This is a genomic window from Mesoaciditoga sp. (assembly GCF_054006115.1).
This window is the reverse complement of record NZ_JBPNHS010000028.1, coordinates 23,069-43,233: the sequence shown is the minus strand read 5'-3', so window position 1 is coordinate 43,233 and position 20,165 is coordinate 23,069. Positions and strand designations below refer to the sequence as shown.

At 43.6% G+C, this 20,165-nt stretch carries 22 protein-coding genes and 1 tRNA gene; 11 read left to right on the top strand and 12 right to left on the bottom strand.

The window, feature by feature from the left end; all coding sequences use genetic code 11:
• The 6 genes from ACXJIN_RS06305 to rd form a co-directional block, all read left to right on the top strand.
• Positions 1 to 1,330 (top strand): O-antigen ligase family protein (locus ACXJIN_RS06305; RefSeq protein WP_456400544.1); only part of this gene is annotated, 1,330 nt, incomplete at its 5' end.
• Between the two features lie 51 nt (positions 1,331 to 1,381).
• On the top strand, positions 1,382 to 2,368 hold the full coding sequence (gene glpX, locus ACXJIN_RS06300; protein WP_456400542.1) for a class II fructose-bisphosphatase: 987 nt from the start codon (positions 1,382 to 1,384) through the stop codon (positions 2,366 to 2,368).
• 12 nt (positions 2,369 to 2,380) lie between these two features.
• Complete coding sequence (locus ACXJIN_RS06295) at positions 2,381 to 3,151, top strand: SDR family oxidoreductase (protein WP_456400540.1); 771 nt, start codon at positions 2,381 to 2,383, stop codon at positions 3,149 to 3,151.
• Positions 3,152 to 3,241: 90 nt separating this feature from the next.
• A complete protein-coding gene (locus ACXJIN_RS06290; protein WP_456400538.1) occupies positions 3,242 to 3,688 on the top strand; it encodes an RrF2 family transcriptional regulator in 447 nt (148 codons plus the stop codon).
• Complete coding sequence (locus tag ACXJIN_RS06285) at positions 3,685 to 4,119, top strand: hypothetical protein (RefSeq protein WP_456400536.1); 435 nt, start codon at positions 3,685 to 3,687, stop codon at positions 4,117 to 4,119. The genes ACXJIN_RS06290 and ACXJIN_RS06285 overlap by 4 nt, the downstream gene beginning before the upstream one ends.
• Positions 4,120 to 4,165: 46 nt before the next feature.
• Positions 4,166 to 4,327, top strand: a complete 162-nt coding sequence (gene rd, locus ACXJIN_RS06280) for a rubredoxin (protein WP_456400553.1) — start codon at positions 4,166 to 4,168, stop codon at positions 4,325 to 4,327.
• Between the two features lie 47 nt (positions 4,328 to 4,374).
• Here the strand turns inward: rd and ACXJIN_RS06275 are convergent, their stop codons facing one another.
• From ACXJIN_RS06275 to ACXJIN_RS06240, 8 genes are all read right to left on the bottom strand, one after another.
• Positions 4,375 to 4,758 (bottom strand): hypothetical protein, encoded by a 384-nt coding sequence (locus ACXJIN_RS06275; RefSeq protein ID WP_456400534.1) that lies wholly within the window; start codon positions 4,756 to 4,758, stop codon positions 4,375 to 4,377.
• Complete coding sequence (locus tag ACXJIN_RS06270) at positions 4,755 to 5,261, bottom strand: hypothetical protein (RefSeq protein ID WP_456400532.1); 507 nt, start codon at positions 5,259 to 5,261, stop codon at positions 4,755 to 4,757. The genes ACXJIN_RS06275 and ACXJIN_RS06270 overlap by 4 nt, the downstream gene beginning before the upstream one ends.
• 5 nt (positions 5,262 to 5,266) lie before the next feature.
• Entirely contained in the window at positions 5,267 to 6,280 is a 1,014-nt protein-coding gene (locus ACXJIN_RS06265; RefSeq protein WP_456400530.1) for an ABC transporter ATP-binding protein, read from the bottom strand.
• Positions 6,273 to 7,229 (bottom strand): ABC transporter ATP-binding protein, encoded by a 957-nt coding sequence (locus ACXJIN_RS06260; protein ID WP_456400552.1) that lies wholly within the window; start codon positions 7,227 to 7,229, stop codon positions 6,273 to 6,275. The genes ACXJIN_RS06265 and ACXJIN_RS06260 overlap by 8 nt, the downstream gene beginning before the upstream one ends.
• A 38-nt stretch (positions 7,230 to 7,267) precedes the next feature.
• Complete coding sequence (locus ACXJIN_RS06255; RefSeq protein WP_456400528.1) at positions 7,268 to 8,239, bottom strand: ABC transporter permease; 972 nt, start codon at positions 8,237 to 8,239, stop codon at positions 7,268 to 7,270.
• A gap of 14 nt (positions 8,240 to 8,253) precedes the next feature.
• The gene (locus ACXJIN_RS06250; RefSeq protein ID WP_456400526.1) at positions 8,254 to 9,408 is read right to left on the bottom strand and encodes an ABC transporter permease; all 1,155 of its coding nucleotides are present in this window, start codon (positions 9,406 to 9,408) and stop codon (positions 8,254 to 8,256) included.
• Positions 9,409 to 9,495: 87 nt separating this feature from the next.
• Entirely contained in the window at positions 9,496 to 11,337 is a 1,842-nt protein-coding gene (locus ACXJIN_RS06245) for an ABC transporter substrate-binding protein (RefSeq protein ID WP_456400524.1), read from the bottom strand.
• A 144-nt stretch (positions 11,338 to 11,481) separates the two neighbouring features.
• On the bottom strand, positions 11,482 to 12,441 hold the full coding sequence (locus tag ACXJIN_RS06240; protein WP_456400522.1) for an NAD(P)H-dependent glycerol-3-phosphate dehydrogenase: 960 nt from the start codon (positions 12,439 to 12,441) through the stop codon (positions 11,482 to 11,484).
• A 174-nt stretch (positions 12,442 to 12,615) separates the two neighbouring features.
• Here ACXJIN_RS06240 and ACXJIN_RS06235 point away from each other — a divergent pair.
• The 5 genes from ACXJIN_RS06235 (at position 12,616) to ACXJIN_RS06215 (ending at position 17,217) form a co-directional block, all read left to right on the top strand.
• Positions 12,616 to 12,691 (top strand) — tRNA-Ala (locus ACXJIN_RS06235).
• Positions 12,692 to 12,790: 99 nt separating this feature from the next.
• Entirely contained in the window at positions 12,791 to 13,801 is a 1,011-nt protein-coding gene (locus tag ACXJIN_RS06230) for a BMP family lipoprotein (protein WP_456400520.1), read from the top strand.
• Entirely contained in the window at positions 13,798 to 15,303 is a 1,506-nt protein-coding gene (locus ACXJIN_RS06225; RefSeq protein ID WP_456400518.1) for an ABC transporter ATP-binding protein, read from the top strand. Before ACXJIN_RS06230 ends, ACXJIN_RS06225 begins: the two co-directional genes overlap by 4 nt.
• A complete protein-coding gene (locus tag ACXJIN_RS06220) occupies positions 15,303 to 16,337 on the top strand; it encodes an ABC transporter permease (protein ID WP_456400516.1) in 1,035 nt (344 codons plus the stop codon). Before ACXJIN_RS06225 ends, ACXJIN_RS06220 begins: the two co-directional genes overlap by 1 nt.
• A 1-nt stretch (position 16,338) precedes the next feature.
• Positions 16,339 to 17,217 carry an ABC transporter permease gene (locus ACXJIN_RS06215; protein ID WP_456400514.1) on the top strand — a complete coding sequence of 293 codons (879 nt, stop codon included), beginning with the start codon at positions 16,339 to 16,341 and terminating at the stop codon, positions 17,215 to 17,217.
• Here ACXJIN_RS06215 and ACXJIN_RS06210 read toward each other — a convergent pair.
• The 4 genes from ACXJIN_RS06210 to ACXJIN_RS06195 are packed head-to-tail and all read right to left on the bottom strand — an operon-like array spanning position 17,214 to position 20,144.
• The gene (locus ACXJIN_RS06210) at positions 17,214 to 18,260 is read right to left on the bottom strand and encodes a protein-glutamate methylesterase/protein-glutamine glutaminase (RefSeq protein ID WP_456400512.1); all 1,047 of its coding nucleotides are present in this window, start codon (positions 18,258 to 18,260) and stop codon (positions 17,214 to 17,216) included. The two genes, ACXJIN_RS06215 and ACXJIN_RS06210, sit on opposite strands and share 4 nt — an antisense overlap.
• Positions 18,229 to 18,750: a diacylglycerol kinase family protein gene (locus ACXJIN_RS06205; RefSeq protein WP_456400510.1), complete on the bottom strand. Its 522-nt coding sequence runs from the start codon at positions 18,748 to 18,750 to the stop codon at positions 18,229 to 18,231. Before ACXJIN_RS06205 ends, ACXJIN_RS06210 begins: the two co-directional genes overlap by 32 nt.
• A complete protein-coding gene (locus tag ACXJIN_RS06200) occupies positions 18,725 to 19,366 on the bottom strand; it encodes a 2-oxoacid:ferredoxin oxidoreductase subunit gamma family protein (protein WP_456400507.1) in 642 nt (213 codons plus the stop codon). Before ACXJIN_RS06200 ends, ACXJIN_RS06205 begins: the two co-directional genes overlap by 26 nt.
• Positions 19,356 to 20,144 (bottom strand): 2-oxoacid:ferredoxin oxidoreductase subunit beta, encoded by a 789-nt coding sequence (locus ACXJIN_RS06195; RefSeq protein WP_456400551.1) that lies wholly within the window; start codon positions 20,142 to 20,144, stop codon positions 19,356 to 19,358. The genes ACXJIN_RS06200 and ACXJIN_RS06195 overlap by 11 nt, the downstream gene beginning before the upstream one ends.
• Positions 20,145 to 20,165 lie beyond the last annotated feature (21 nt).

The window sequence follows — 20,165 nt, the reverse complement described above, 5'->3', positions numbered from 1 at the left end:
TCCTCTTCTTGGATATGGAATTTCCAACATAGCGAGGGCGTTGAGAAGGAAATTTTCACGAAAATCCGCGAGTTACTTCATGACACAGGTTGCGGATAGGGCGCACAACCATTATCTTGATTTGTTGGTGGAAGGCGGAATAACCCACTTGTTGATTTATCTCGCCTTAATTGGCGTGGCGATTTACTCTTCCATTGTAAATGGCATGCCGTGGATTGCCATCGCGATTGCGGGTTATTCATTTGACTTGCTCTTTTCTTTCCCTCTTCAAATAAATTATCTTGTTTTGATGACGATCGTTTCCGTTTCTTTGGGAATGAACACTACTTTTAAACCGTTTGTCGGATACATCCTTTTGGCATCGATCATCGTGTACCTTTTAGATCTTTACTTTTCATCTCGTGACAATTTGGCCATGAGGTACGTTCAGCTTTCGTCTTCCGCGAAAGGTCAAGGCGACATAAAAGTTGCCATAGATTCGGCGCTTTCGGCTTTAAAAACGGCTCCGTTTGAACAGAGACTTTTTACTCAGGCTTCAAATTTGCTGAAAGAGCTTTCCGCGACTGGAAAACTCAAGCTTGAAGATCTTTACGCTTTTAGGATATGGTTCAACGCTTCGAAGAAATTCATCATTAAAACATGCGAAGCGCCCGATGTTCCATTTTCCACAATGGCAATGGTGTACGCGGTGGTTTTCGGAGCTACAAAAGATAAAAATTATGGAAATGAATGCTGGCCTTTGATCAAAAATTCCCTTAAGATGAATCCTTCTTCTTTGGAAGCCAGAAGAGCACTTTTCACGTTGCTCAACGTTTTAGCGAACATACATCTCCAAAACAAGAAAAACAGACAGGCTCTGACGAACTTCAAGCAGGCTGAAGCGGTGCTAAACGGAATAATAGAAGATTTTCTCAACGCGCCGGGCGCGAATTACGATTTGGAAAACACTTTCTGGCAGGCTTATTTTGATATCCTTAAAAAACTTGAGATGTACGACAAGCTTCAAAAGTATTTTGATATTTACAAAAAGCGCTTCGAAGGTGTCCTTTTCACTTACGATATTTTCACAAAGATTTCCAAAGTTTTCAACACGCCTGTGGCGTGGACACTTATCAACACTCAAGGGACAAGGTTTTTGTATCCTGTCAACACCGTTTTAGGACCGTTGGCGAAAAGAGTTTGGAAGTTTTCACATGGAAGAAGCGCGGAACTATATTTAACTCTTGGGAAGGATGCGAAAGTTTCTGAAGATTCGTTGAGACCGTTCATAGAAGAGTTCAAAAAACAGGAATGGTGGACGGATTGGAAAGATGAAGGCTTTGTGAAATAAGGAAGTTTGAGTAATTCTTCATTTTTCACATTTTTGAGGGAGGTTGCGCGAATGGAAAAGGAGATCACTTTGCAGCTTATACGCGTTACGGAAGCTGCGGCGTTGAATGCGAGCAAGTATTTGGGGCTTGGAAACAAAGAGTTGGTCGATCAAGCGGCGGTCGATGCGATGCGTGGAATGTTGGAATTGGTGGACGTTAAAGGAAAAGTTGTGATTGGGGAAGGCGAGAAGGACAAAGCGCCGATGCTTTACATAGGCGAAGAGGTTGGGAACTGGTCTGAAAACTCGCCAGAGATGGATATAGCAGTAGACCCAATAGATGGAACCCGCCTTGTGGCCAATGGACTTCCAAACGCGATAGCCGTCATGGCGGCGGCGGAAAAAGGAAAGCTCGCTTCTTTGCCAACTTTTTACTGCGAAAAGCTTGCCTGTGGCCCGGAATTAAAGGGAAAACTCGATATAAACGCGAGCGTGCGTGAAAATTTGAAGATCGCGGCAGCGGTCCTTGGATTGGATGTAAACGAACTGACCGTCGTTATTTTGAACAGGCCAAGGCACGAAAAACTCATAGACGAGATCAGACAAGTAGGGGCACGCATAAAGCTTATAAGTGATGGAGACATAGCGGCGGCGATTGCGAGCGCGTTGCCAGAAAGTGGGGTTAATCTTTACATGGGCATAGGCGGTTCTCCAGAAGCCGTTTTGGCTGCCGCAGCTCTTCGATCTCTTGGGGGCGAAATACAGATAAAGTTACACCCAACGGATGAAGAAAAGGAGAAATTCGAAGATCTCGACGTTGAGAAGGTTTATTTCACGGAAGATCTGGCCGGTGGCGAAAACGTCATATTCTCTGCGACTGGCGTTACAGATGGCGATCTTTTGAGGGGCGTGAGGTATTCGAGAAATTACGCCATTACTTACACCATCGCCATGAGATCCAAGAGCCACACTATAAGGAAAGTTGAAGCTTTTCACGATTTGAATTACAAAACGATAGCGCTGAAAAGCGCGGGGATAAACGTTAAGATTGAAAGGTGAAAGGGGATTTCCATGGATTTTGGGATAAAAGGCAAACGCGCCCTCATAGGCGGAGGCACGCGTGGAATAGGAAGAGCCGTGGCGGAAGTTTTGGCAGCAGAAGGGGTTAAGTTGGAAATAGTGGCAAGGCACGAAAGCGAAAAGGCTGCCGATGAGATCGCAAACACCTTCGACGTAGAGGCGCGCGGTCATAACGCCGATCTTTCAAACGCAAAAGATATAGAGGCTTTAAAAGAGAAGATAGGCGAGGTGGACATTCTCTTCATAAACACAGGAGGTCCCAGACCTGGTGAAATTGAAGAGTTAAGCGATGAAGACTGGCTGAGCGCTTGCTCTTTAACTTTGATGAGCGCGGTTCGCTTGATCAACGCTTTTTTAGCCCCTATGTTGAAAAAGGGCTGGGGAAGGGTGATCGCGTCCACTTCTGTTTCGGTTTTCGAACCGATCCCACGCCTTCTCCTTTCAAATTCCATTCGAATGTCGGTTGAAGGCCTTTTGAAGAGTTTATCTATGGAACACGCTTCGTCTGGCGTGACTTTCAACTGCGTCGCTCCGGGGTACACTTTAACCGAGAGAGTTAAGCAGTTGTTTGAGGATACGGCGAAAGCGCAAAAGGTTTCATTTGAGGAAGTTGAAAAAAAGATAGCGGAAAAAACGGATGTGAAAAGGCTGGCGAAGCCCGAAGAGGTGGCGAGTGCCGTGGCATTTTTAGCTTCTGAAAGAGCGAGTTACATCACCGGTGTAACGCTTAGGGTGGACGGTGGGTACGTTAAATCAATGTAACAGAACTTGCAAAGTTCGTGACATCGAAAAGTTGACCATTTAGGTTATAATAATGACGATGGTTATGAAGTGAAGTTTTGAGGTGATGAGATGTTAGATCTTTCCACAAAGAGCGCGTACGCTACAAGAGCGGTCTACGAATTGGCAAGAGCGTGGAATAAGGGAATAAAAAAGCTGACTTTAAAGGAAATAGTACAAAAGCAAGACGTGCCAGCTGACTACATGGAGAAATTACTTTTTAATTTGAAGAAGGTTGGCATTGTTAAAACCATCCGTGGAAAAAACGGTGGGTACGCGTTGGTCAAAGAGCCTTCTGAGATACGGATTTCGGATGTTGTTTTGGCTCTTGAAAATCCCATAAAGAGGCTTAACTGCCTTCACGCGGATAAAAATGACAGGTGCGAAGCCTTTGATGAATGTTCCATAAAGTACGTTTGGGAGGAAGCTTACAATTCCATGGTCAAAGCCTTTTCAAAGTACACTTTCCAGGATCTTGTGGAAATGGAGAAAAAAACGGCGAAGACGACGAAGATATGAAGAGCATGTTTTTGGATAGAAGCAAAGACTTCTTTGAAATTCTCACGTTTGAAAAAGAAAAGTGGCCCGATTTTTACTTTGAATACGTCAAAAACGCTCCAGCCGCTTTTTCGATTTACCATAAAAAGATTGGGTTGAACGAAGAAAAAATACGCGATCGGTTGCTTTCTTTTGAGAGAAGATTTTTGGATAGGTGCTACCAATCTATCTCTGAATTGGCGCCGTACGAGTACGAAACCGCGAGAAAAGTCGTTCGACTGGCGAAGGAAAAGAGCTTAGACCTTTCAAAGCTGAGAATATACATCGTGGGCGCTTTGAATTTCGAAGCGGCTTACAAGTTGGATGAAAATAGAATTTTTGTAGACGTTTTATCCCTTTTTAAAGAAGGATTTTCTGAGCTTCCTAAGCTTGTGATCGGGAAGTTTGAATGAGTGAATTTTCTTTGAACTCAAGGAGGTAGAAAAGATGGCAGAAGAAATGAAAAAGTACGTGTGCACGTTGTGTGGTTACATTTACGATCCAGAAAAGGGTGATCCGGATAACGGCATAGAACCCGGAACGCCATTTTCAAAGTTGCCAGACGATTGGGTTTGTCCCGATTGCGGAGCCCCTAAAGACGCCTTTGAAGTGATGGAATGAAAACAACTCCGCCTTAAGGCGGAGTTGTTCGTTGATAATGCGTCTTTTTACGCCATTCCGCTTACCAAAAAGCCAGCCAAATTTCCAAGAAGTGAAAAGATGTACAGCGTTGCGCTCTTCGTGATGATAGAAGTCAGCGCCGCGTTGGAAGCCATCACCATGGGAACGTTACCCACGTTGCTTAGAATGTAACGGGCGAGCCAGAAGTACACAACCGTTGCGATGACAGCGCCTTCCAGATTGGCGAAAAAGCCTATTTTAAAATCTTCAACCGCCATTATCACGGAAAATCCAAGCACAACCACGAGCAAGTACAACGCCCACATTGGTAAAAATGAAAAAGGATAGAGTAAAAAAGAGAGTTCGCTTAAGAGAAATGGTATTGAAAACACCAATGACCATACGCTTAGGGAAACAAAAGCGTTCTTCATTTCAATTCACCTTTCTTTACTTTCACATTTCCAACGAACTCAGGAACGCTTCTGAGATCGTGTGAGCCTTGAGTTACGTGCATTTCCACGTAAGCCGTGTATTCAATTTGAGTTTTTTGGTTTTTTAAAGCGTTGAGAAGATTGCTCGCCTGATCGCTTGAAAAGGTTATCCCGCATGCGTAATGAAATTTTCCATTTCTAAAGTTTCCTATGTTTTCCTGATCGCCAACGATTAAGTGATATCCGAGATCGGCGCCTTTCGTTTTCAACAAAAGCTGAATGCCAGAGACGTAAGCGCGCACACGTTTTTCCTTTGTTCGAATGTCAAATGAAAATGTGGCTTTAGCGCTGGTAGCCGCTTTTTCCACGTTTGTGATGGCAAGAGTGAGTTTTAAATTTTTCATGAACGATGGATAAGAACTGAACCTCGCGATACAAATCGCGAGGTTCACGGCTATAAAAGCTGAAATGGCTATGAAGAAAGCGCTTTTTTTAAACGACATTTGCCTCACTTCCCGTCTTTTTCGTACAGGAAGCACGCAACTTTATGGCCATTGCCAACATCGTAAAGCGGTGGCTCTTCCTTTCCACACCTTTCGGTGGCGAATGGACACCTTTCGTAAAATCTGCATATTTTAGGTGGGTCTATTGCTTTTCCTATTCCACCTTTTATTTGAAGCGATTTTCTCTTGAATTCCGGATCTGGGATTGGAACGGCCGAAATCAATGCCTTCGTGTAAGGATGCAATGGATTTTGTATCACGTCCTCCGTTTCTCCGTATTCAACCATTCTTCCAAGGTACATAACGGCTATATGATCGGTCATGTAACGCGCGACGGCGAGATCGTGGGTTATGTAAATGAACGTCATGTGCATGTCGGCTATGAGATCCATCATTAGGGTCATGACCTGTGTCCTTATTGAAACGTCAAGCATGGAAGTTGGTTCGTCAGCCACGACGAATTGTGGGTTCATCACCAAAGCGCGCGCTATGGCGACACGTTGCCTTTGACCGCCGCTCAATTCGTGAGGGTAACGCCAAAGAAAGGCGTCCGGCGGAGATATTCCGACCCTTTTGAGTATTTCCATTACCCTTTCTTCTCTTTGTTTCAAGCTTCCTTCGTTTTGTATGTTCATGGGTTCTGAGACTATGTCAAAGATGGTTTTCCTAGGATTCAACGATTCGAATGGATCCTGGAATATCATCTGGCTTCTGCTGTGAAACCATTTTCTGTCTTGCGCACTTTTTAAATGGGTCACATCTTTACCCAAAAACGTTATCTTCCCATCCGTTGGTTCGTAAAGCCTTAAAAGTGTCTTTCCAGTCGTGGTTTTTCCACATCCGGATTCTCCAACGAGACCCAGAACTTCCCCTCTTTTTATTTCGAAATTGAGATCGTCGACGGCGTGTAAAAAGCTCTTCGCCCGTGAAAAAGGGCTCTTTCTCAACGGAAAGAACTTCTTGAGGTGTTCAACTTTCAAAACAGTTTCTTGAGCGACGGCACTTTTGACTTCAGCCATTGATGCTCACCTGCTTTCTGAGGTTCTGAGGATGAAAACACGCGACGTAGTGATTGGATTCTATCTCTTCGTAAGGTGGGGTCTTTTCCCAACATTCTTTTGTGGCAAAGGGGCACCTTGGTGCGAATCTGCAATGATCCGGAGCGTTTAAGAGGTTGGGTGGTTCGCCTGGGATGGTTACCAATTTTTTCTTTTCGCCGTGAATGGATGGGAATGAAGACATCAAGCCCACCGTGTACGGATGGGCCGGTTTCTTAAATATCGTAACCGCATCCGAAAGTTCGACTATTTTTCCGGAATACATTATGGCTATTTTCTCAGCGACTTCCGCTATAACGGCTATGTCGTGGGAGATGTAGATCATAGACATGTTGAGTTTTTTCTGAATTTTTGAAAGCTCTTTCAGTATCATGTCCTGAACTATGACGTCCAGAGCTGTTGTTGGCTCGTCTGCGATTATCAAATCGGGGTTGCACGCCAAGCTCATGGCTATTACCGCCCTCTGCTTCATTCCGCCAGAGTACTCATGAGGGTAATTGTCCATTCTTTTGGGATCGAGACCAACGAGTTTGTAAAGTTCTGCCACACGCTCGCGCGCTTCTTCAAAAGTCACGTCCGGCTCGTGAGCCAATATAGCTTCAATTATCTGATCTCCAACTTTGTAAACGGGATTCAAAGAATTCATCGCGGCCTGGAATATCATCGCGATACCTGCCCATCTTATCTTGTTCATCTCTTCTTCTTTTAATTTAACTATATCTTGACCTTTAAAAAGAATTTGGCCTCCAACTATTTTCGCATTTTCCGCGAGTAGCCGCATAATTGACATTGAGACGGACGTCTTTCCGCAACCTGATTCTCCAACAAGGCCCATCGATTCGCCTTGATTGATTGAAAACGAAATTCCATCTGCGGCTTTCACCATTCCCTGCTTGGTGCTGTAGTACATTTTTAAATCTTTAACTTCTAAAACTGCGCTCACGTTGCTCACCTTCTCCTCAGCCTTGGATTCACAACTTCATCCAATCCACGACCTATAAAGTAAAAGGCTCCACAAAGCAAGGTAATGGCCGCTCCCGGCGGAAGCCAAAGCCACCAGTAGTGTCCAATATTGCTTCCCACTATGTACCCTGCCGTGTCCGCGGTGTAAATCATCAATCCCCAGGACATCTTTATGTTCAGCAGACCGAAGAAGGACAAAACGGCTTCTGAGAAGATGGCACCGGTGACGTTGAACATCATGTACAAAAATGATAGAGGCATAACGTTTGGAATTATGTGATTGACTATCAGATAAGGATTGCTCGCACCGGATACCTTGGCGGACTCTATAAATGGTTTTACTTTCACTATCATAGCCTGTGAGCGCAAGACAATTGTTATTCCGCCAAAGCCGGATATCAATCCTATTATCAACGCCAGCCTGAAAAGATCTATTTGAATCATTCCGCTAAGAACAATCAGAAATGGTATGAAAGGAAAGAGCAAAACCAAGTCAGCCAATCGCATGAAGAATGTGTCCACGGCACCTCCGTAATACGCCGAAACGGTTCCTATGATCGTTCCTATGAAAACCGTTATGAGGGCGGCCAAAATTCCAAGCGCAAATTCCCTTGGTGTCGAATATAAAAGTTGCGCTAAAACGTCTCTTCCAAGTGGATCCGTTCCCAGAAGATGATGCAAAGATGGAGGAGCCGGGTTTAGCATTTGTGTGAAGTCGTATCCCGTTACTGGATCGTACGAAACCATTCCGGACAACGTTGGCTTCCAGACTGTAGCCGCCAGTATTGGGTAAACGATAAAACCGGCTATTGCGAATATTATGACTATCCACAAGCCTAAGACCCCTATCTTCGATTCTGAGAAGATCTTCCAATTTTCTTTGAAAGAACGCCACGCCAATTTCATCTTTATGGTTAACGGTGATTCCAAAGCACCTTCAATTTCTTTTGTAGCCATTCATTTGCACCTCCTCAGTAACGAATTCTCGGATCGAGGAACGCGTATATTATGTCCACAACCAAATGGGCAAATAAGACGAATATTCCCGTGAATATCAGCGCTCCCGATGCGAGTGGATAATCTTTTCCCAGCGTGGCATTCAAAAGTGTCATTCCCATTCCCGGCCATGAAAACAGAGATTCCGTTATAACTCCACCGCTGACCACGAATCCCATTGAAAGTACGAAATTGGTTATTACGGGTAACATGGCCGTTCGCGCGGCGTGTTTGTCCCTTACAACTTTGTCTGGCAGTCCTTTGGCCCTGGCAGTTGTTATAAAGTCTTCTTTTATGGTTTCGAGCATTGAATCTCTCATGACAAGCATGGTTCCAGCGTAAGAGACAACGGCGACGGTTAATACCGGTAAAACCATGTGCCAAAGTATATCGGCACCGTAAATCCCGTAAGGACTTACCGCCCACCAGAATACCGCAAAGGCGCTTGAAATGGCCGTTGAAGTGTAAAATATGATCTTTCTCGTTTTAACTTTGTGAGAAACCTTTCGCGCCACTGCAAACGCAGCCAGCATCGCGGCTCCCACTAAACTTATCGTTAGCAGTAAGTACAGGAAGATCGTTTGGGCTGTGAAATTCGTTTTGAGCCACAAATCCGGGTTCAAAAACTGGTTTATTGGCATTATTCCCAAATAGGCTCCGAAGAACCAGATGAAGACGAATATCAACAAAGGAGTGAAGACGGTGTAGGTTATGACGCCTATAACGGTGGCAACGTACTCTGAAACTTTCCCCCTCTTCCAAGCTAGGGATTTTCCAGAGCTGAAACCTATAAAGAACGAAACAAGGGTTGCCGTTGTGAAAAGTAATATCGTTCTTGGCAATCTCTCGGCAATAATATTCCACACTGGGGTTGGATAAAATGAAAAAGAAATCCCCAAATTGAGCGTGAAAACGTTTTTCAAGTAAGTCAAAAATTGAATCCAGAGAGATTTGTCAAGCCCAAAAGCGTGAAGTATGGCATCCCTTGCCTGTGGGGTTAAGTTTGGGTTCATGGTAAGCATTGCTTTTATTCCGCCTGGCATCGCGTGAAGCAAGAAGAAAATAACCGCTATGTAGATGACAAGCAATATAAGAATCTGAATGAGCCTTTTGCCGATATATTTCAGCATCCATTCTCACCCACAATCATTTTAAGTTCCTCCTCTTTTTGAATTTTAAAAAGCCGGGCGTAGAGCCCGGCTATTGAAGTGGAAAACTTATTTTACGATCTTCACGTAAGATTTTTCACCATACGTTCCTTGAATTCCATCGAGCACATGCGTGTAAGCAAAGGATATTCTATCCCTGTAAGCTTCCACTACAGGTGATGTGAACAGAACGACGTAAGGAACGTCTTTGGCGAGTATTTCCTGCAATTTGAACGCGTACTTGCGCGCTTTGTCCATGTTGGTTTGATCTATGAATTCATCGGCCACTTTGTCGAATTCGGGATTGTCGTATCCGGGAGTGTTCCAATCTCCAGGATTGATTCCGTTCTTGGAGTAGAAGAAATCTCTCAGGTAATCTGGGTAGATGCTAAGACCCCAACCAAGCATGTAGATATCGAAGTTGTACTTCTGATCCCAAACTGCGCTGACAATGTTGTTGAAAGACGTCAAATCGGCGACTATCGGTATGCCTATGTCATTTGCCCATTTTTCAATCCAAAGAGCGGCCGTTGCCCTCATAGGATCGTATCCGGCGGAAGGAGCCATGAGCTTTATCGATTTGATCAACTTTCCATTTGGAGCGATGAGACCCATACCGCGTTGGACGAGTTGACCGTTCTTTATCTTAGGCTCAACCAACCATTTGAAGCCGGCGTCTTTGAGCACTTTAATGGCAGCTTCGTATCTTTGCGCAGTTGTCATGCCTTCGCCATAAGGCTTGATGTTCTTGTCGTACCAGAAGGCGTTGCCTGGTGGAACGACCGTTGCCAGAGGTATCGCGACTCCTTGAAGTATCTTGTTGCAGAGAAGATTTCTATCAACAAGATAAGCTATAGCCACACGGAAAGCTTTCAAGCTCATCGGATAGCGCCTCATGTTGAAAGCGATGTAGCGGAAACCATTGGCTGGGTTGGAAACCATCTTTATGTGGGGATTGGTTTTCAACTGCGCCTGGAATCCCTTTTGCAATCCATTCGGATTGAGCACGAAGTCAACAGTCCCTTTCAACAAAGCTTGAATAGCTGCTGATTGGTTCTGGTAGATCCTGAATATGATCGAATCCACGTACGGGCCAACCGTGAAGTCGTGAAGCACTTTTCCTTCGGCTTTTCCGTAGAAGGTTTGATCCAGTCCAAGCGTTGGGGTGATGTAACGCACCGCGCCGTTCGCGTACTCAATTTCTTCTTGTCCTTTAAAGCTGTAATCTTTCACCGCCTGGTTTACGACGAAAGCGCCTTTTTGCCATTTTGAAACGGTGAATGGTCCAATAGAAGGTTCGTCCAAAACGGGGCCGTAAGACATCATGTACTTCGCTGGATCCGGTTGTTTAAGAGCTTTTTCGTAAATTGGTTCCCAGTATTTTTTCTGGACGATAGTGCTTTGAAGCACTCCGTAGACGAATTTTCCGCTCAATTTGTGGATGTAGATTTTGACCGTGTAATCGTCAACTTTTTCAATCTTGGCGAAAACAGTTGGATCAAGACTGCTCATCCAGTTGCCTGGTATTTTGAGCTTGAACGGTACTTCGTAAGAAAATACCACGTCATCTGCCGTGAAAGGCGTGCCGTCAGACCATTTCACACCTTTTAAAAGGTGAACGGTTGTGACGTACATTGTCGTGCCGTCTTCCGTAACCTTTTTGAGTGGTGTCCACATTCCGTCAGCCAAAGCCGGAACAACGGCGTAGGTTACGTCAGACAGCGTGTACAACGAGCCGTATTTGACCATGCCAACGTAGAAATTCCACGATGTGGCGTTTGGCCCTAACATCGACCAAATGTTAAGAGTCGTGATGTTTGAGACCAACGCGTAATTTACTGTGCCTCCTGCGAGCGATAGCACTCCTAGTGCGAGGATCATGAGTGCCACCAAAAATATTGCTTTTCTCACGCATGAAGCCCCCCTTCATAATGATATATTTTCTCTCCAATTAGGAGAAACGCAATAGAAATTATATCCTACTCTTAACAACTTGTCAAGTTTACTAAACAAACTATAAGTTTTTTTGTACGTCATACAAACAAAACGTTTCATTCACTCTCTTTTCAAAGGCCTTTTCATGAGCTTTTCCATGAGTTCAAAGGGTGAGGAGTGTTTGTATATCAACGAGTACACGGCTTCGGCTATGGGCACCTCTACTTCAAGCTTTTTTGCCAGAGTAAGCTCTGCAATTACGGTGTACGCGCCTTCCACCACAAAAGAGCTTTTTTGTGAAAAGCTTCCACCTCTGCCAAGCAGTTCTCCCGTCATTCTATTTCTACTGTACTTGCTGGTACACGTGACCACCAAGTCTCCCAAACCGGCGAGGCCCATGAACGTTTTTGGCTGGGCGCCCATTTTCACTCCAACTCTACTTATTTCTGCCAACCCTCTCGTGATTATCGCCGCCTTTGAATTGTCCCACCCTCCAAGGCCGTCCAAAACTCCAGCGGCTATGGCCACAACGTTTTTCAAAGCGCCTCCAATCTCAACTCCGGTTAGATCATCGTTTAGATACAGCCTGAAATTGTCAGCGCTGAATTCCTTTTGAACGAATTTGGCAAAACTTTCGTTTCTCGATGAAACGACAACACTCGTTGGAATTTCTTTTGCAACTTCTTCGGCGTGGCTGGGACCGGAGATGGTCGCGTAATCCAATTTAACGTACTCTTTAAAGACTTCTTCCATTCTTTTCAAGCTTTTGATTTCCAACCCTTTTGCAAGGTTTACCACGCCATTGGCTTTAAAGTTGATATTTTTTAAAACTTCTCTAACGTGTTGAGCTGGTACTCCAAAAACCGCAATGTCTGAAGGCGGTATGTCTTTTAAGGTTGAAAATGTTATGTTGTCAGGAAGGCGAACCCCAGCAAGGTGATTAACGTTTTCTCTTGTTTTTTTCATCTTTTCAACGTCTTTTTCTTTTCTCGCACACAGTGTAACTTCATGACCTTTTCTTGCCAGCACAACTGCCATGGCACTTGACCAGCTGCCGGCTCCGATTATGGATATTTTCATCTTTCATTTCCCCCTTTTCTTTTTTCTCAAAACAAGTATACAAGATCGTGGTTCATTTGCCCATTTGTGTGTCAAAATCATTCAACTCATGATTTCGTGTAGATTTTTTATGAGTCAATTCGGCCTCTTGACAAAGGGGCGGTAAATAGCGTAAAATTCAATATGTGAAAGCGTGGGGCCGTAGCGCAGTTGGGAGCGCGCTTGCATGGCATGCAAGAGGTCGTGGGTTCGACTCCCATCGGCTCCACCAGCAAAAGCAAGGCTGTAAAGCCTTGCTTTTTTTATTTCATAAATGTATAATATTTTGTAAATAAAAGATTCATAATCTTTGAAAAAGGGGGAACTTGTCATGAAAAAAGTGGTGGCGTTGTTTTTCGTGGCGCTTCTTTTTACGTTGGGAATGTATTCAACGGCCTTCAGTGCGTCGCACATGAAAGTTGCGTTGGTAATAGCCGGAGAGCTGGGAGACAAATCCTTTTACGATTCGTCTTATCAGGGTTTAATGAGAGCTGAAAAAGATCTGGGAATATACGCTAAAGTTCTGCCATGTAAGACGGATCCGGCGAATTACATGCCACAAATGATCGCCGCATCCATGAATTTTAACATGGTTATCGTTGTGGGCTACGAATTGATAGACACTCTCAAGCAGGTCGCACCACAATTTCCAAAAGTTGATTACGTTTACATAGACGATGTGGTAAAGTCTGGACAGGTAACATCCATTGTTTTCAAACAAAACGAAAGCTCCTTTATGGCTGGTGCCCTTGCTGCAATGATAACTGAGAGGAAGGGCTTTCCAATGGTTAACGGCGAGAAGATTATAGGCTTCGTAGGCGGTGAAGATTACTCCGTTATAAGGGATTTTCTCATTGGCTACGAACAGGGGGCGCATTACGTCGATCCAGAGGTTAAGATCTTAACTGGTTACGTGGGTGGCTGGGACGATCCGGCAACCGCAAAGGAGATAGCTTTGGATCAATTTCATCATGGAGCGGATATAATATTTCAGGTCGCGGGCGGAAGTGGCCTTGGCGTTATCGATGCCGCGAAACAAGCGCATTTTTGGGCAATAGGTGTGGATTCCCCACAGGGTTATCTTGCCCCCAACAACATCCTCACATCCGTTGTGAAAAATGTCGGAAATGCGGTTTACGATATGATAAAAGATAAATTGAGTGGAACTTACAAAAGGGGAACGATATACACTTACGGAATAGCCAATAACGGTGTGGGTTTGAGTTATTCAAGGGTTATGCTTAAAAACGTACCGGCGGATGTGATAAGAAAGCTCATTCAAATAAGAACCGACATAATAACCGGAAAGATAAAGGTAAAGTCTTACTTTGATGAGAAATGAAGAACGCCGTAGAATTTGAAAATGTTACCAAAAAATTCGGAAGCGTAACGGCCGTCAACGCGGTGAATCTCTCCATTGAAGATGGAGAGATTCACTCCATAATAGGTGAAAATGGTGCGGGAAAAACCACGTTGATGCGCTTGCTCTACGGAATGTACAAAGTAGATTCTGGAAGCGTGAAGGTTTTTGGAAAGAGAGTGAAGTTTTCCTCTCCAAAAGATGCCATAGCTAATGGAATAGGAATGGTTCATCAGAATTTCATGCTTATTGACTCTTTTAGCGTTTACGAAAATGTCGTTCTTGGTTTTGAACCAACGAAAAACTTGAGCTTTGATCGAAAAAACGCTCGAAGAATCGTTAAAGAGCTGGCATTGAGATATGGAATGAATGTGAATGTAGATGAAAAAGTGGGAAGATTATCAGTTGGCCTGCAGCAAAAGGTGGAAATACTGAAATTGCTCTATCGAAAAGCCAACATATTGATATTCGATGAACCGACGGCGGTGCTGACTCCTCAAGAATCTCGACTCCTTTTCGATATCCTAAAAAAATTCAAAGAAAGTGGCAAAACCGTCATTTTCATATCTCACAAACTGAGAGAAGTGAAAGAAATTTCAAACAGGATAACGGTGATGAGAAATGGAAAAAATCTCGGGACCTTTAAAAATGAAGAAATTTCAGAAGAAAAATTGGCGGAAATGGTGGCTGGCAGAAAGATCCCCAAGCTTTCACTTCCAAGTGTGAATTTTTCAAAGGTTGCATTGAGAGTTGAGAACGTTTCATTGATCGAAAATGGTGTTGAAATTGTAAAAAATGTTGGTTTTGAGGTTAGAGAAGGAGAAGTTTTGGGAATTGCTGGAGTGGTTGGCAACGGTCAAAGCGAGCTTGAAGAAATGGTAAGCGGTATGAAAAAGCCAACTTCTGGCAAGATCATTTTTTACGATGAAGACGTGACTAATTTAAGTGTAAGAGCGAGAAGAGAAAGGGGAATGGTTTACATTCCTCAAGACAGGATAAAAACTGGTCTTGCGCCGTTGGCCTCAATAAAGGAAAATATGCTTATGGGCCATCAAAATAAGAAGCAATTCCAGGGAAAACTGGCATTTTTGAAAAGGAGAAACATCAGAAGCTTTTCGATTTCACTCATTGAAGATTACGAAGTGGTTTGTAAGTCTCCTGAAGAACAGGCTGGCACGCTAAGCGGTGGTAACATGCAAAGAGTGGTGATAGCGAGAGAATTTTCTCATCGTGCGCGCTTTCTCCTCGTTTCTCAACCAACCCGTGGCGTTGATATAGGTGGAATAGAATTCATTCACAAAAAGATATTGAAAATGCGAGAAGAAAAGATTGCCATCTTACTTTTTTCTTCTGATCTGGATGAAATTCTCACCCTTTCGGATAGGATAGCGGTCATGTACGAGGGTAGGATAAATTATCTTTGTACAAGAGAAGAGAGCGATTCAACTAAGATAGGACTGGCGATGCTGGGGATGAAAAAATGATGGAAAGGTACAGAGGGCTTCTTATAATAACGGTCTCGTTTTTTTTGGCCATCTTCATCGGAGGGCTTTTGATGCTGCTTTACAAAGTTTCTCCCATAGATGGGTACAAAGAAATGGTGATAGGCGCAATTGGAAATAAATTCGTTCTGTATTCCACATTGGATCGAATGATACCGATACTCTTAACGGGTCTTTCAATAGCCATTTCATTTCATGCTGGTATATGGAATATAGGTGCTCAAGGACAGTTGTACTTGGCCGCATTCGTTGTGGCGGCGATGGGGGTCACATTTCACGGCATTCCTTCTATGATGTACATCGTTATTGGCGTGAGCGTTGGACTTGTGGTAGGAGGAATGTGGGCGTGGATTCCCGGATATTTAAAGGTCAAGTACAACGTAAATGAAGTCGTTTTAACTATCATGATGAATTCCATCGCCGTTTACTTCACTCTTTACATGGTGAATGGACCATTTAGAACTACTCAGGGGTCATTGGGGGCGACTAACATCATCGATAAGGGAATGTGGTTTAAACATTTAAATCCCCTTTCCAATTTGAACACGGGCGTTTACATTGCAATTGTTGTTACATCCGTGATCGTGTACTTGATGGTTTTCAGCAAATACGGTTATGAGTGGAAAATGTCGAGGCTCAATCGGCGCTTTGCTGTCTATGGTGGCGTGGACGTCAAGAGAAATTTAATGATGGCCATGGTGGTAAGCGGAATGCTTGCTGGGCTGGCGGGAACGCTTTTGGTTATGGGGGATTATCATCGCTTTTTAAATGGTATTTCGCCGGGTTATTCCTGGACTGGAATGATATTGGCAATGATGGTAAATTACGATCCGATAGGCGTGATAATCACTTCGTTTATATACGCTGTTATGGCTTCCGGAGGGCTTCAAATGGAGTTGATGTTAAACGTTCCGCAGGAGCTGGTGCAAATAATATTCGTTCTTTCTGTGATGTTTGTAACGGCGGGCTATTCCGTATCAAATAAAATGGCCAATCGCATTCAAGAGGAGGGTTGAAATGTACATCTACAGATCGACAATTGCCACTCTCACGATGATAATGCTCCCAGTTCTCGGAGGGATGTGGACTTTGCAAGCTGGCATTTTGAATATTTCGCAAGAAGGAGCCATGCTGATGGCCGCATTTTTTGCCGTTTTGGGATCGTACATGTTTTCTTCCTTTTGGATGGGATTGCTTTTCGCGGTACTCGCTTCTTTGATGATAAACATCATATACGCTTTCTTTTGTATCAATTTACGTGCCAACATTTGGGTTATAGGCATGGCGTTGAACATCCTCGCTTCCAGCTTAACGATCCTACTTTTAAAGAGCATCTTTGGCGTTAAGGGATCTTTTACTTCTTCGAAGATCCAGCAAATCCCATCTTTGCATCTAGGAAATCTTGGCCCTTTAAACGCTTTTTTGAATGATTTTTCGCTTGTGGTTTGGATTACTTTAGGAATCGTTTTGTTTTTTAAATACGTGGACACTCACACGACTTTTGGACTTCATTTGAAAGCCGCTGGAAAGAATTGGCAAGCTTTGGACACGGCGGGGATTTCTTCAACTTTGATCAGGTACGAAAGCATACTCATAAACGCCATTTTGGTTGGCATGGCTGGAGCTTACCTTTCAATAGGGTATTTGAAGCTTTTCAACAAAGATATGAGCGCTGGAAGAGGTTGGATAGCGGTCGCCGCGGTCATATTTGGAGATGGCAATTTTACCTGGACGCTAATTGCCACCATCGCCTTTGGATTTATGGACGCGCTTGGAATATCTTTACAATCTTATGGCTTGAATTCAAATCTTACTCTCATGTTTCCCTATTTGGCGATCACCGCGGCCTTAATATATCAGGGTGTAAGATCTCACCGCTTGAAAGAAAAAGGTTAACGTACCAATTCTACAAGTTTTGAACTTATCTCATTCACATCTAAAACGTAATCGGCAAGGCCAGCGTTCACAACCGATTTCGGCATTCCGTAAACAGTGGCCGTTCTTTCGGATTCCGCTATCACGGTTCTTCGTTCTTTTTCAAATTTTTTCAGCCCTTCGGTACCATCTTTTCCCATGCCAGTTAAAATCACGCATAGGATGGTTGCGCCACTTTGTGCCGCGGCATTAAGCGTGTAATCTACGGCGGGCTTTACGCTGTTCAATTTTGGCCCATCGATTGGACTTACAAAGTAAGAACCATTTTTCAAAACGTTCATGTGTTTGTCTCCAGTTGCAACGTACACCGTTGAAGGTTTAATTTCCATCTTTTCGGTGACTTCAACAACGCTGAGATTTGATGTGTCATCTAATCTCTTGGCCAAAGCCGAGGTGAATTTTGGAGGCATGTGCTGAATTAGGAGAATTGGAAGTGGAAAATTCCCAGGGAGTTTTGGAATCACCACGTCCAAAGCCTTTGGCCCACCGGTGGAAGAACCTATTACAACAAAATCGTAATTCTTAGCTTTTACAAAAGTTTTCTTTTCACTTTTGATGATATTTTCCGTTTTCTCAATTTTGGTTGTGGAAAGTTTGGATACTTTAAACGATGACGCCGCCAATATGATCTTTTCGGAGAGTTCGTCCGCTACTTTGTTGAAGTCCAGCGAAATTGCTCCTCCTGGTTTTGTGACAAAGTCGAAGGCTCCCATTGCCAACGCGTCTAACGTTATTTTCGCATCCTTTTTTGTCAGACTGCTTACCATGATAACCGGCATGGGAAATTCTTTCATTATTTCTTTAAGCGCTTCCATTCCACCAACAACCGGCATTTGAACATCCAAAGTCATAACATCCGCGACTCTTTTAGAGGCTATTTTTATGGCGTCTTCACCATTTCTGCCTATGGCTACAACTTCGAATCCCCTTTCCTGCAACGAATCCCTTATAACTTTTCGCATAAAGGCCGAATCATCGACGATCGCTACCTTTATTTTTTTCACTTTTTCCACCACCTGTAATTGTTAGAATTGCTACCATAAGCATGTAACCTAAAAGAACGACTTCTGAAATCCATGATAAATTGTGATCAAATCTTTTTCCAAACACTTGAATGGTTACAACTATGGCAAATACGGCCGCCACTAAAACGCCGCCGGCGGCCATGTCTTTCATATGCTTAACGACTTTACTGTATTGTGGATTTACAAAATCTAAAAGCTCTTCAAAAAACGTGTTGAATATTTCAGTTATCAAGACCAGCGCTATTGCCAAAAATATCCACAACGCACTCTCAGCGTCCAAGCCAATGGCCATGGAGAATATTATAACGCCCGCGGCGCTGAGAAAATGAATTTTCATGTTTCTTTCTCTTTTTAGAACGTATGATAGCCCTTCAAATGCGTACTTAAAACTTTTAAATAGACCATGGGTGCCCTTGTGCGATGACACTGAATTCAGCGTCCTTTCATTCGAATGCCGCACCACTTCCATGTGAATAAGGTATTTTCAATTTTTCGCGTAGGTTGTAGACTTTATCTGAGAGGTGATAACCTTCGTCTAAAGCTTTAAGATCCATATCGGCATATTTTGATGGGACGTGCTCCAAAATGGCTTCCTTTAAGTTATCGTAGCTCACTATTTTCGTGGTAGCCGCGACAAGTCCAAGATTTATGACGTTTGCGAAGACCTTTCTTCCGAACAACTCTTCGGATATCTTTGTAATTGGAAAAGATATGATCTTTCTCGTAACACTTTGAATGAAATTTGGAACTTTTCCACACATTGACGAATCCACAAATAATATACCGTTGTTTTTTAAAAATTTAGAGTGCTGTTTAAGCGCCAAATCATGCATTGCGAATAACATATCGAAATTCCTTGCCTTTGGAAAATCTATGGGTTCTTCTGAAAACAACACATCGCACAGGGTTAATCCGCCCCTTACCTGCGCGCCATAGGCCTGTGTTTGTATAACCCACTTTCCATCTTTAACAAGCGCGTCCGCGAGTATGGTGCCCATCAAAACGTTACCCTGACCTCCCAGTCCACTTATGCGAATGCTGAAAGGTGTGGCTGTGGATTTGGAAGTGTAGACGTTACTTTGCATTGTTAGTCGCCTCCGCTCTTTGACGAATTCTTTCATATTCGTCCACGTAACCGGGTTTTTCCACTTCAACGAACTCTCCTATTATTATCTTTCCTTCAAGCTCTTCTTTTTTCATCTTTTTCGCTTGAGAAAGCAAGACGGAGTTGTCTTTAAAGTACTGCAACATTCCCGGTCCACTGTCCACTTTGTTGTACCTTCCGTAGTACGTTGGACACTGAGAAACGGCCTCGATAACAGACATTCCCCTGTGAGCTAGACCTTTTTGTATGTATTTGACGAGTAAATTGTAATGATACGTCGTCGCCCTCGCTATGTAAGTTGCTCCAGAAGTTTTGGCGAGTTCAACGGTATCAAAAGGCGTTTCTATGTCTCCGTAAGGAGACGTTGTCGCGTAAGAACCTGTTGGTGTTAAGGGGGAATATTGTCCGCCTGTCATGCCGTAAATGTTGTTGTTGAATATTATAACCGTTAAATCCATATTCCTTCTACAAGCGTGAATGAAATGATTTCCACCTATTGCCATTGCATCACCATCGCCTGTCATTACGATAACGTTCAAATCAGGTCTCGCAAGTTTAACTCCCGTGGCAAACGCTATGGCTCTACCGTGTAAAGTGTGCATCGTGTTGAAATCCAAGTAACCCGTCGCCCTTGAGGAACATCCTATCCCGGAAACTACCGCAATGTCATCTTTGTTGTACTTCAAATTCTTTATGGCTTCGATGGTTGCTTTTAAAACGATGCCATTTCCGCATCCTGGACACCATACCGTTGGCATATGGGTGTTTCTTAAGTACTC